The sequence below is a fragment of the Pseudomonas reactans genome, from assembly GCF_013387025.1.
In the GTDB taxonomy this organism is placed as follows: domain Bacteria; phylum Pseudomonadota; class Gammaproteobacteria; order Pseudomonadales; family Pseudomonadaceae; genus Aquipseudomonas; species Aquipseudomonas reactans.
Genome location: NZ_JACAQP010000011.1, coordinates 85,597 through 98,242 on the forward strand (window position 1 = coordinate 85,597; position 12,646 = coordinate 98,242).

11 protein-coding genes are annotated in these 12,646 nt (G+C 60.1%); all 11 read right to left on the bottom strand.

The window, feature by feature from the left end:
- Window positions 1-21: 21 nt before the first annotated feature.
- The 11 genes from HX793_RS14360 to dctA all read right to left on the bottom strand — a co-directional run bounded on the left by HX793_RS14360 (window position 22) and on the right by dctA (window position 12,617).
- A complete protein-coding gene (locus tag HX793_RS14360) occupies window positions 22-1,518 on the bottom strand; it encodes an aldehyde dehydrogenase (RefSeq protein WP_177095663.1) in 1,497 nt (498 codons plus the stop codon).
- Window positions 1,518-2,420: a dihydrodipicolinate synthase family protein gene (locus HX793_RS14365; protein WP_177095661.1), complete on the bottom strand. Its 903-nt coding sequence runs from the start codon at window positions 2,418-2,420 to the stop codon at window positions 1,518-1,520. The genes HX793_RS14360 and HX793_RS14365 overlap by 1 nt, the downstream gene beginning before the upstream one ends.
- A 38-nt stretch (window positions 2,421-2,458) precedes the next feature.
- The gene (locus tag HX793_RS14370) at window positions 2,459-3,790 is read right to left on the bottom strand and encodes an MFS transporter (protein WP_177095660.1); all 1,332 of its coding nucleotides are present in this window, start codon (window positions 3,788-3,790) and stop codon (window positions 2,459-2,461) included.
- A 161-nt stretch (window positions 3,791-3,951) separates the two neighbouring features.
- A complete protein-coding gene (locus tag HX793_RS14375; protein WP_177095658.1) occupies window positions 3,952-5,271 on the bottom strand; it encodes an NAD(P)/FAD-dependent oxidoreductase in 1,320 nt (439 codons plus the stop codon).
- 83 nt (window positions 5,272-5,354) lie between these two features.
- Window positions 5,355-6,077 (bottom strand): GntR family transcriptional regulator, encoded by a 723-nt coding sequence (locus HX793_RS14380; protein WP_016979687.1) that lies wholly within the window; start codon window positions 6,075-6,077, stop codon window positions 5,355-5,357.
- A 137-nt stretch (window positions 6,078-6,214) separates the two neighbouring features.
- On the bottom strand, window positions 6,215-7,228 hold the full coding sequence (locus HX793_RS14385; protein ID WP_177052810.1) for a GlxA family transcriptional regulator: 1,014 nt from the start codon (window positions 7,226-7,228) through the stop codon (window positions 6,215-6,217).
- A 1-nt stretch (window position 7,229) separates the two neighbouring features.
- A complete protein-coding gene (locus tag HX793_RS14390) occupies window positions 7,230-8,075 on the bottom strand; it encodes an ABC transporter permease (RefSeq protein WP_016979689.1) in 846 nt (281 codons plus the stop codon).
- Window positions 8,072-8,920, bottom strand: a complete 849-nt coding sequence (locus HX793_RS14395) for an ABC transporter permease (RefSeq protein WP_038851404.1) — start codon at window positions 8,918-8,920, stop codon at window positions 8,072-8,074. Before HX793_RS14395 ends, HX793_RS14390 begins: the two co-directional genes overlap by 4 nt.
- The gene (locus tag HX793_RS14400; protein ID WP_177061295.1) at window positions 8,917-10,029 is read right to left on the bottom strand and encodes a quaternary amine ABC transporter ATP-binding protein; all 1,113 of its coding nucleotides are present in this window, start codon (window positions 10,027-10,029) and stop codon (window positions 8,917-8,919) included. Before HX793_RS14400 ends, HX793_RS14395 begins: the two co-directional genes overlap by 4 nt.
- Before the next feature lie 88 nt (window positions 10,030-10,117).
- Window positions 10,118-10,966: a glycine betaine ABC transporter substrate-binding protein gene (locus HX793_RS14405; RefSeq protein WP_177052813.1), complete on the bottom strand. Its 849-nt coding sequence runs from the start codon at window positions 10,964-10,966 to the stop codon at window positions 10,118-10,120.
- A gap of 364 nt (window positions 10,967-11,330) precedes the next feature.
- Window positions 11,331-12,617, bottom strand: coding sequence for a C4-dicarboxylate transporter DctA (dctA, locus tag HX793_RS14410; protein ID WP_033903071.1), 1,287 nt, complete (start codon window positions 12,615-12,617; stop codon window positions 11,331-11,333).
- Between the last annotated feature and the right edge of the window lie 29 nt (window positions 12,618-12,646).

The window sequence follows — 12,646 nt, forward strand, 5'->3', positions numbered from 1 at the left end:
TGTAGAGGGGCGCCTGGTTTTTTAACCTTCGGACACGTCGATCCAGATGGTCTTGATCTCGGTGTACTGGTCGTGTGCCCAGATGGACTTGTCGCGCCCGCCGAAACCCGACTGCTTGTAGCCACCGAACGGGGTCGAGGCATCGCCTTCACCGAAGCAGTTGACGGTGACGATACCGGCACGGATCTCGCGGGAGAGCTTGATCGCATTGCGCAGGTTATCGGTGTACACCGACGCCGCCAGGCCGTAGATGGTGTCGTTGGCCAGGGCAATGGCTTCTTCCAGGGTGTTGAACGTCGTGACGGTCAGCACAGGGCCGAAGATTTCTTCCTTGAACAGCACACTGTCGGCCCCCACGCCATCGACCACGGTCGGCTCCACGTAGATATCGCCTTGCGTCTTGCCACCGTAGACCACGCGCAGGTTTTCGTTGCCAGCCTGCACCAGGTACGAGCTGACCTTGTCGAAATGCGCGCGGCTGACCATCGAGCCCAGGCGATTGTCCGGGTCGAGCGGGCTGCCCATCTTCCACGCCTGCAACTGCACACCGATACGCTTGAGCAGCGCGTCCTTGATATCGGCGTGAACGATAAGGCGCGAAGACGCCGAGCAGTTCTCGCCCATGTTCCAGAACGAACCATTGACGATATGCCCCGCCACCACATCCAGGTCGGCCACGTCGTTCATCACCACGGCCGGGTTTTTGCCGCCCAGTTCCAACACGATGCGCTTGAGGTTCGACTCTGCCGCGTACTGCAGGAACAGGCGCCCGGTGTCGGTGGAACCGGTGAAGCTGACCATGGTGACGTCCATGTGGCGACCCAACGGTTCGCCCACTTCACGACCGCCGCCGGACACGACATTGAACACGCCCGCCGGAATCCCGGCCTGGGCGCCCAGCTCGGCCACGCGCAACGCGGTCAACGTGGTTTCCTTGGCTGGCTTGACCACGATCGAGCAACCCGCCGCGAGGGACGGCGCGATTTTCCAGGCCAGCATCAGCAGCGGGAAGTTCCACGGCAGCACCAGGCCGACCACGCCGATGGCTTCGCGCACCACCAGGGTCAAGGCGTCCGCGCCGACCGGGGCGGTGTTGTCGTAGATCTTGTCGATCAGCTCGGCATGCCAGCGGATCATGTGGATGGTTTCCGGCACGTCGGTCAGCTGGCACTCACGCACCGGCTTGCCGCTGTCCAGGCTTTCCAGCACGGACAGTTCGTGGGAGTGCTGTTCCAGCAGGTCGGCAAAACGCAGCAGGACTTTCTTGCGCGTACCGGGGCTGAGCTTGTGCCAGCGGCCGTCGTCAAACGCTTGCTTGGCCGAAGCCACGGCGTAGTCCACGTCGTCGCTGTTGCACGCGGTGATTTCAGCCAGCACTTCGCCGGTTGCCGGGTTGGTGGTGGTGAACGTCTTGCCCGACCCCGAGGTGTGGGCCGCGCCGTTGATGAAGGACGTGGTGGGAAACCGGATGTCCTGGGCGATGGCCGCGTATTCGGCGGCGCTGAGCAGGTGAGTCATCATGCACCTCCGACGATTTGCGCAACGTCGCGCTTGAGGTTGGTGATCACAGTTTGCAGCGCCTGGTTTTCGCTTTCGGTCAACGGTTGCAGCGGTGCGCGCACGCTGCCGGTACGCAGGCCATTGAAGGCGCAACCGGCCTTGATCGCCTGGACGAATTTACCGCCTTCGAGGAAGTCCATCAGCGGCATGAAGGCGCTCATGATCTTGCGACCCTTGTCGAAGTCTTTTTCGACCACGCAGGCTTCATACAGGGCGACGTGTTCACGCGGCACGAAGTTGGAACCGGCGCACACCCAACTGCGGGCGCCCCAAGCGAAGAACTCCAGGGCCTGGTCATCCCAGCCGCAGGACAACGCGATGTTCGGGTATTGAGTGGCCAGGCGGTGCACCTGGCCCATGTCGCCCGAGCTTTCCTTGATCGCCACGACGTTTTTCGAAGCGGACACGGCCTTGAAGTACTCATCGCCCATGCTCACGCTCATGCGGCCTGGGTAGTTGTAGAGCATGATCGGCAGGCCCGCAGCCTGGTCCACGGCCAGGGCGTGGATGGCGTTTTCCTGTTCGGTGGGCAGTGCGTAAGGCGGCGAACCGACCAGGATCGCGTCAGCCTTGATCGCACGGGCGGCCCTGGCGTACTCCACCGAATCTTCGGTACGGATGGCGCCGGTGCCGACGATCAACGCGACGCGGTTGCCAATGACTTCCTTGGCGTGGGCAGCTAGGTCGATGCGCTCCTGAGAGGTGTGCGCGTAGTACTCGCCGGTGGAGCCGCCGATGATGATGCCGTGTACCTTGGATTCGATCAGGTATTCCAGCACGTCGGCGAACGCGGCGCTGTCGATCTGGCCGGTGGCGGTCAACGGGGTGATTGCCGGGGTGTAGATGCCTTCAAACTTCATGAGTGTTCCTCCAACAGTGAAAGTGATGTGGTTTGCGCTCAACTGCTCAACGCAGCGGCGTCCCGCAAGTTCAGCGAACGTGTTTCCGGGGCCATGGCCCAGGCGGCGGCCAGGCCGATGAACGTCACGCCAGCCGCGACGTACATGGTGTTGCCGATACCAATCGAGTGAAGCGACAGCGGTACGAGGTAGGTGCCAACGGCGGCGCCGATCCGTGACAGCGAGGTGCCGATGCCCACGGCGAAGGCGCGGATTTCGGTGGGGAACAGTTCGTTCGGGTAAACCAGTTGCAGCACCTGGGCGCCGCCGATGAACACGGCGTAGGCGCCGAACAGCAGCAGCACGAGAATTTCGTGGCTATTGGAAAACGCCGCCAGCAACAACAAGGAAAGGCCTGACCACAGGAAGCTGTTGATCAACATGCTGCGTCGACCGATGGTGTTGATCAGCCGCGTGGCCAGCACGCAACCCACCACGAACAACAAGGTGATGAACATCGAACCGTAGGAGGCCCACTCGCCTTTCAGGTTGAGGGCTTGCAAGACTTTGGGGGCGAATGCGTAAACGGCGAACACGGGGATGATCGAACAGGACCAGAACACCGAGACAAAGAACAAGCGCTTGCCGTACCCCGAGCGCAGCAGGTCACGGAAGGTCATCTTGCGTTCGTCGGGTTGCTCCGGCAGGTCGCGCAATGAGTAGTGCGGCCCGTAGACGCGCTTGATGACCTGCTCGGCTTCGGCCTCGCGGCCCTTGCTCAGCAACCAGCGCGCCGATTCCGGCGTACCCAGGCGCAGCACAAACAGCACCAGCCCGATCACCGAGGCACTGGCCAATGCGTAGCGCCAAGCGTCGTCGGCACCGGTATTGAGGATCGCGTTGCCGACCACATAGGCGAATGCCGCCCCGGCGAACCAGAGGATGGTCAGGGCGGCCAGCCGAGGGCCGCGTTGCTTCTTCGGTAGGAACTCCACCAGCAAGGAGGTGGCAACGGGGTATTCAATGCCCACGGCCAGGCCGATGATGAAGCGCAGGGCAAACAATGCCCAGGCCGACTCCACCCAGAACTGCGCCAGGGAACACACAATAAATAACGACGGGCCAATGAAATAAACTTTCTTGCGCCCTAACTTATCGGTCAGCCAGCCGCCGATAAAACCGCCAAAGAACACGCCGATCAAGGCAGAGGCGGCAATAAGGCCTTGCCAGAACTCGGTCAGTTCCAGTGCACCGGTCACTTGCAGCATCGCAATGCCGATAATGCTTAATACATAGCCATCCACAAATGAACCACCGCCCGAACGGGCCGTGAGCAATCGGTGAAAGTTGTTAAGCGGTACATCCTCAACTGAGGCATTCGGACTTGTCATTATTATCTCCTACTTCGCTTCGTTCATTCGCCGGGGTACAACGCACACTTGAAATCCAGGCGAATGAAAGCCGTCTCAATCAGAAACCGCAGTCGCGTAAACGCCTGCTGTTTTCCAATCAATAGATTAAGTTCGGTATTGCGTAACGAGCGTGTTGCGAATCAGCTTTCCTGGCCGGCGCGGCTTTGCCCCCATAGCAAGTTCATGTTTACACCCGCTGATAACAGCGGCTCCGGTGGGTTTCTGCTCGGGCCCGGGGACGTCAACAGGAAGTCCACCAGGTGATTGCGCTTGCCCGCCAGCCATTCGGCCAGCAAGGTGCCAGTAACCGTGCCGCGGGTGACGCCCAGGCCGTTGCAGCACAGCGCGCCATAGACGTTTTTGGCCAGCTCGCCGAAGTGCGCCATATGGTTGCGCGACAGGCTGAGGGAGCCGCCCCAGGTGTAGTCGAACGTCACTTCGCGGTGCAGCGGGAAGCGGCGGTCGAAGGACTCTTTGTGGCGCTTGACGAACCGCTGCAGGTACTTGGGGTTGCTGCGCCCGTCGGCGTTGAAGCTGAAGCTGTTGCGCACCAGCAGGCGGTTGTCGACGGTGCGGCGCAAGGTGGTGCCAAAGGGGTCGGCGGGGATTACGCCCCAGAATGGATGGCCACCCAGGCGTGCCTGCTCGTCTTCGTTCAGCGGTCGGGTCAGGCTGGCGTAGGTGAAGATCGGCAGCATGCGGCTCTTGAGGAAACCAAAGCTCATGGCGAACGCGTTGTTGGTCAGCACCAGCTTGTCGGCGATGATGCGCCCGCCCTTGTGGATCAACACGGTCTTGTCGCCGTACTCCACTTCGGTAATCGGGGTGTTTTCGTACAGCGTCACGTTGGCCGGCAAGGTGTCCGCCAGCCCTTTCACCAGCGCCGCTGGCTGCACCAGTGCGGTGCCCGGTGTGAACAGGGCCTTGCGGTAGAAACCGGTGCCGATGTGGTTGGGCATATCGTCGGCTTCGATCACTTGATAGGCCTGGCCGAGCTTGTCGAGGCCACGGCGGTAGGCATTCAGCACGGCAATGCCACGGTCCTCGACGGCGGCCTGGTACTTGCCGCAATCGCGCCACTGGCAGTTGATGTTGTGCTGCTCTACCAGCGCGCGCAGCATGGACTGCCCGGCGAGATTGAGCTCCATGCTGATCCGGGCGGTGGCGATGTCGCCGATGTAATCTTCGGCACCGATGTCATGGGGCAAGTCGATGGCAAAACCGGCGTTGCGCCCGGAAGCGCCGTAGCCGACCTCCTGGGCTTCGATCAACACGATCTCGTCATCCGGAAAATTCACCGCCAGTTGACGCGCCGCCGCAAGGCCGGTGAACCCCGCCCCGACCACGGCCCAGCGCGCCGAGCGGATACCGCTGTGGCGCGGGCGTGCCACGCGCGGTGGGCTGAGGTGAAACCAGCCACAGGTTGAATCGTCTGCCGGGGTGTTTCTGATGAGTGCCATTTTCGCGACCTGGGTTCTTTTATAGTTGTTAGAGCTAACAGCTACCCGTCTGCATCGCGTCACACTGGCCCGGCATCAACCGATCAGAAGGTGAGCGCTACATCCAGGCCTTCGGGCGCCGCGTACTCGGACATCCGCCGACGGGACAGTTCGAGGTGGGCCCGCACGATTTCCCCAGCCGAGACCGGATCGTGGTGTTCGATTGCATGGATCATCTCGTCGTGCTGCTGGGCGGCCACTTCCAGGTCTTCCTGCATGTCGACGGTGGTCGGATGGCGATAGAAGATTTTGCCCAGGCGTGCGTGGTCGATCAGCAAGCGTTGCAAGCTCGGCATCAGGTAGGCGTTGTGGGCCATCTTGCCGATTTGCAGGTGGAACTCGTCGTTGTACAACACACGGTTCTCGACATCTTTTTCCTCGATAGCGATACGGAACAGCGCCTGGATGCGCTTCAACTCCACCACTTCCACAGGCGTTGCGTGTGAGCAGGCCAATTGCGTGGTAGCGATGTAAATCAGCGGTGCCGCCAGGAAAAAACTGCGCAGCGACTGGTAACTCATGGCCGACACCCGCGCGGCGCGGTTGGCTTCGAGGTCGATGTACCCTTCCGCCGCCATCTGCCGCATCAGTTCACGCACCGGTGGGCGCGACAAACCGAATTCATCACACAACGCCAGCTCGTCCACCACAGCACCGGGTGCCAGTTCCATGCTGAGGATGCGACGCCGCAGCGCTTCACCCAGTACCGCCTTGCGATCGATGCTTGGCTCGGCCGAAGCCGGTGTAGTGAGTTCTTTGGTAGCCATGTGAAACCTTCCTAGTAGTAAGTGCACACGGTCTACTACCTGTATTCGCACTATAAAACAACAAAATACTTTGTGTCTACAATTAAAATACACAGTGTTAAATTCAGTTTAAACCCTTTGCCAGCGGGGCTTTCCAGCTATTTGACCAAGCGAATTTCCTTGGACGGACGATGGCCGAAATAGGCGCTGTAGCACTTGCTGAAATGGCTGGGCGAGACAAAACCACAGGCGACCGACACCTCGACGATGGTCAGCGAGGTGTGCTGTAACAAGCGCCGTGCCTCGGTGATGCGCAGGTCCATGTAATAGCGTTGCGGCGAGGTGCCCAGTTGCTCCTTGAACAGCCGCTCGATCTGTCGCCGCGAGCGCCCGGCGTAAAGGCACAGGTCGACCATTTGCAACGGTTCTTCGAGGTTGACGTCCATCAGGTTGATCACTTCGCGCAGCGGCCCACTGACCGAAACGTTCAACATCGGCTTGATCCGGCGAAAGCGCGACGCCTCAAACGCCAGGATGTCTTCAATACCGTCGGTGAGGCTCTTGCCGTGCAAGCTGCGGATCCACTCCAGCGCCATATAGAACGTGCCGGTGGGGCTCGATGCCGTCAGACGGTTACGGTCCACCACGTAGGCTTCACTGGTGACATGACTGAGCCGCGCGATCTCGGCCAATGCAGGGCGATGCTCGGGGTGAATCGCGCATCGGTATCCCTCCAACAGCCCCGCCCGCCCCAGAAACCACGCACCGTTCCACACGCCCGCCAGCGTTACGCCCTGCTCCGCCGCCGTACTCAGCAGTACGGTCAATTCATCGTTGTAACGCAGCGGCGTGCGATAACCGCCGCAGATCACCAGCAAATCCAGATCGAGCACAGCCTCCAGCGTCAGGCGCGCGTCGGGACGGATCACCAGGCCCAGGTCACTCACCACCTCATCGCAGACCAGGCCGAAGGTGCGCGTGGCGAACAGATCCGCGCGCAACAGGTTGGCGGTGACGATAGTGTCCAGCGCCTGGGTAAACGCCGGCAGCGAAAAGTGCTCCAGCAGTACAAACCCCGCCCGCGCCTTGCGCACCTCCTGGCCGTGATGATCATTGAGGTAACGCAGGTTCTTGCCATGCATAGCACCACTGAATTGACGTCGCACTACCACGTCATACCCGCCGTGCCTGGCGTTGCAATGCGCCGCGTGACAAGCGGTCGAGCAACAGCGCCACCGCCACAATCGCCAGGCCGGCACGCAGGCCCAGGCCCATCTCCATTCGCGTCAAGCCACGGGTCACTTCGGCGCCAAGGCCACCGGCCCCGACCAACCCGGCCAGCACCACCATCGCCAGCGACAACAGGATGCATTGGTTCAGCCCCACCAGCAGCGTGGGCGCCGCCGTGGGCAATTCGATCTTGAGCAGGATGTGCCGTGGCGATGCGCCCATGGCCTGGCCCAGTTCCAGCAGGTCCTTGGGCAACTGCTTGAACGCCAAGGTGGTCAGTCGCAGCATCGGTGGGATGCCATACACGATGGTGGCAATGATGGCCGGCACTCGCCCCAGGCTGAACAGCATCACCGCCGGGATCAGGTACACCCACGGCGGGACGGTTTGCATGATGTTCAAGATCGGCAGCAACGCCGCGTCCACACGCTTGACCCGTGCGGCAAGAATGCCCAGGGGGAACGCAACGCTGACGGAAATCAGCACCGCCACCGAGACCAGCGCGATGGTCTGCATCGACGCCACCCACAGCCCGGCAAACAGGCAGAACGCCAACATCAAACCGGCAAACAGCGCCACGCGCCAGTTGGCGAAGATCCATGCCAGCACCACCACGATGGCTATCAACACGTAGGCATGGGGCGCAAGCAGCAGGCCCTCGATCACACCCAACGAGGCCTCAATCACCTTGCCGATCAGCACGAACAGACCGTGCAGGTGGGTGTTCAGCCAGTCGATGGCAGGGGCCAGAAACTCACCCGGTGAGATACGCAAATCAGCAAGGCTCATTGACTGGCTCCTCGGCGCGATTCAGCCGCGCTTTGTGCAAGACGGTCGAGAATCATCGTGAGGATGACGATGGCCAGCGCCGCATTGATCGACTTGGCGATGTCCAGGGTGCGCACCGCACCGTAGATGGACTCGCCCAACCCACCGGAGCCGACAATACCGGCAATCACCACCATGCCGAATGCCATCATCAGGCTCTGGTTGACTCCGGCCATGATGCTCGGCATCGCAAAGGGCAAGCGGATCTTGAAGAACATCTGCAAGCCGGTAACGCCGCTGGCATCACCCAGCTCGACGAACTCCTTGGGCGTCATGCGGATGCCCAGGGAGGTCAGGCGCAGTGCCGGCGGCACCGCGACGATAAACGTGGCCAGCAGCGCCGTCGCCGGGCCATAGCCGAGCAAGGCAATCGCCGGCAATAGATAGATATAGGGCGGCAGTGTCTGCACCAGGTCCAGGCACGGGTCGACCACACGATCGAACGCCGGCGTGAGCCCGGCCAGCACGCCCAACGGCACTGCCACCAGCAATGCCAACAGCGTGGCGGTGAGCACCAGCGCCAGGGTGCTGACAGTCTCGGGCCACAGCCCGATAACTTCACACAGCAGCAAGGCCAGCGCCGACAACACCGCAAAGCGCAGCCCCACCATGCGCCAGCCCAGCAGGCCAATGACGAGGGCGATCACATAGAACGGCGGCGCAGCGATGCACCACTGCACACCTTTGAATACAGCAGTCAGGGCCGTGTTGGCGGCGTCGAAGAAAAACTCGCCATTGTCCTGCAACCACATCAGGCCGGCGTCTACAGCGGCATCGAACGGTACCGAGAAATCCGGCGTACTCATATCGACGCCTCCAACACCGGGGCCAAGGCCTGGGCCTCGTTGGGAATGCCCTGCACGCCGCGCAGCAGATCCCCAGGCGTGATGATGCCCACCACGACGCCCTGCTCGACCACCGCCAACGGCTCAAGATCGGCGCCCATGGTCAAGCCGATCAGTGCGTTGATATCGGTTTCTGGCGTGGTTTGAGTGAGCCGGGTGAAATCGCACAGGGGGAACGCCTGTGCATAACGCGCCACCGGCGTCATCACCGAATGGGCCTTGACCAGGTGCAAGCGCGAGATGCCCGCGACGAACTCAGCGACATAGTCATCGGCTGGGTTCAACACAATCTCTTCGGCCGTGCCGACTTGGATAATCACGCCGTCCTTCATGATGGCGATGCGGTCACCGATGCGGATGGCCTCTTCCAGGTCGTGGGTGATAAACACCGCGGACTTGCCCAGCTCCTTGGTGAGCTGGCGGAACTCATCCTGCAACTGACGACGGATCAAGGGGTCGAGCGCACTGAACGGCTCATCCATCAGGATAATTTCCGGGTCGGCGGTCAGCGCCCGCGCCAGCCCGACACGCTGCTGCATGCCGCCAGACAGCTCGCTCGGGTAGCGCGAAGCCCAGTCACTCAGGCCGACCTTGGCCAACGCACGTTCCGCCACTTGATAACGCTCAGCCTTGCCAACGCCCTGCACTTCCAGGCCGAAAGCGGTGTTTTCCAGCACGGTACGGTTGGGCAACAACGCCACACTCTGAAACACCATGCCAATGTGTTTGGCCCGCACTTCGCGCAACTGTGCGGGAGATAAAGCGGACAAATCCTTGCCCTTGACTAGCACCTTCCCGGCGCTGGGGGTGATCAGTTTGTTGAGCAAGCGGATCAGGGTCGATTTGCCACTGCCGGACAAACCCATGATGCAAAAAATTTCACCGCGGCGAACCTGCAGGCTCACATCCGACACCCCCACCACGCAGCTGAAATCCTGCAGCACCTGGGTTTTGCCGAGCCCTTTGTGAACCACCGCTTGCATCGCCGCCTTGGCATTCTGACCGAAGATCTTCCAGACCGACTGGCAATCCACAAGCACTTCGTTAGTGTCTATTTTGAGCGTTGTCATGTTTGAGCCTATTGAACCAGTTCGACTGGTTTTTCTAATTGATCAGAACGCGTTATCTGTACCCGGCAGTGGCAAAAAAGAGTGAGGTTTATTGTTTGATATTGGCCCAGCGCTTCATCAAGTCGGCATGGTTGTCGGCCCAGCCCGCAACGGCCTGATCCATGCTCTTGCCGTCCTTGACGGCGCCGTTGATGGCGGTGATGTCGGCAAGCGGCACGTAGACGCTGGCGATGACTTCGCGGGCGTGGGGGTATTCAGCGGTGAAGCCTTTATGACCAATCCAGTAGTAGGCCTGCGGGGGTGCGAAAGAACCCTTGGGGTCCTTGAGGAACTTGAGGTCGAACTTCTGGGCCATCCACGACGGCTCCCAGATGGTGACCGCGACCCACTCCTTGCGGTCCACGGCAGACTTCAAGGCGGCCGTCATCGCGGCAGTACTGCCTTCGAGCAACTGCAGTTTGAATCCGTAATCCTTGACCGCCTTATTGGCGTCGCTCATCAACCCTGAACCCGGCTCGATGCCGATGATCTTGCCGCCAAACTTGTCGGCGTTATCGTTGAGCTGCTCCAGCGAATCGATATCGACGTACTTGGGTACGGCGATCGCCTGGTAGAGGCCATAGGAAACCGGCGAGAGTTTTTCCAGGCGGTTCTTGTTTTTGTTCCAGTAGTCCTGGGTGGCGTAATCGGTCTGTGAAGCCAGGACTTGTACATCACCCTTGGTCAGGGCCGCATAGGCAATACCGATTTCCGAGAACTCAACCACTTTCACGGAATAGCCGGCGTTCTCCAATACCTTCTTGGTAATGCCGGTAATCGGCGTCAGGTCTTCCCAGGACATGGTGCCGACCGTGATGGTTTTTTCTTCGGCCTGCACCGGAAGCGCAACCACACCCACTAACGCAACCGCACAAACGGTTTTCCAAAAGTTCTTCATGGCGCGCCTCGATCTACGTTGTATTTATAGTTTCTGGCCCTGTTCAAAGGCCGGTGTGTTGGAACAACAAGGAAGGGTTCGGCAGCGCTGAGGGCGGCCTGTTGAAGCGAGACTCGCATGGGAAAAACGGAGGGTCAAGAGAATGTATTTTCTGTGTATACAAATATAATTCACACAAAACACAGATCGAATAATATTTTTTATATGTAATTCATAGAGTTAGACGAGAACGACGAAATACCGACAAGTCGGTTATAGGAAAGTATAAGGTCGCTTTTGGAATGCTACGAAGAGAGGAAAACGGACGTGGTCGTAGAGGTCTGGAGTGGGGGCACTCCAGACAGATTCAAAAAAGCCGCGCGCCCTACCCTAACTCACGCTTGAGTTGCTCGCGATCCAACGCCCCATCCCAGCGGGCAATGAACAGCGTGGCCACACCGTTGCCGATCACGTTGATCAGCGCACCACCTTCAGAGATAAATCGGTACACGCCCAGAACCAACACCAGTCCCGCAGCGGGAATGACATCAATCGAGCCTAGGGTGGCGGCCAGGGTGATGAATGCGCCGCCGGTCACGCTCGCCGCGCCTTTGGAGGTCAGCAGCAGGATCAACAGCAAGGTCACCTGGTGATACAGCGACACATCGATGTCCAGCGCCTGGGCAATGAAGATCGCCAACACCGTCATGTTGATGCAACTGCCGTCGAGGTTGAAGCAGTAGCCTGAGGGCACCACCAAGCCGACGGTGGACTTCTCACAGCCGAGCTTTTCCAGCTTGCCCATCAGGCGTGGCAAGGCGGATTCCGAGGACGAGGTGCCCAGCACCAACACCAGTTCTTCACGGATGTACTTGAGGAACTTCCACAGGCTGAAACCGGCCAATCGCGCGACCAGGTTCAACACCACGAACACAAACACCAACCCGGTAAGGTAGTAGCACACCAACAGGTTCACGTAGGCCCCCAGCGATTGCACGCCGTATTTGCCGACGGTGAACGCCATGCCGCCAAAAGCCCCGAGCGGCGCCAGGTACATGACAATCTTGAGCATGCGGAAAAATGCCTTGGCGACCAGGTCAATGGTGTTCAGCAAGGGTTTGCCGGTATCGCCCAACAACTGCAGGCCAAACGCAAACAACACCGAGATGAACAGCACCTGGAGGATGTCGCCGTCGGTAAACGCGCCAAACACCGTACTGGGCACGATATGTGTGAGGAAGCCGACCACGCTCTGATCGTGGGCCGCCTTGGTGTAACCGGCGATAGCCGATGCATCCAGGCTGGCCGGGTCGATGTGCATGCCCGCGCCCGGTTTGAGCAGGTTGACACCGATCAGGCCGATCACCAGGGCGATAGTGGTCAGTACTTCAAAGTAGATCAGGGATTTGAAGCCGATGCGGCCGATGCGCTTGAGATCCTGCATGCCGGCAATGCCGCTGACCACCGTGCAGAAGATGATCGGCGCGATCAGCATCTTGATCAACTTGATGAAAGTGTCGCCCAGGGGCTTCATCTGTTCGCCCAAACTTGGGCTGAAATGACCGAGGATCACCCCCAGCACAATGGCTGCGAGCACTTGCACATACAGGTGCTGGTAGAACGGTGTGCGCTGTGGCAGCGCTTGAATCGACGAGCTGATTATTTTTGTCATGGCTCTGCCTATAGATTTAGTGAGGGACG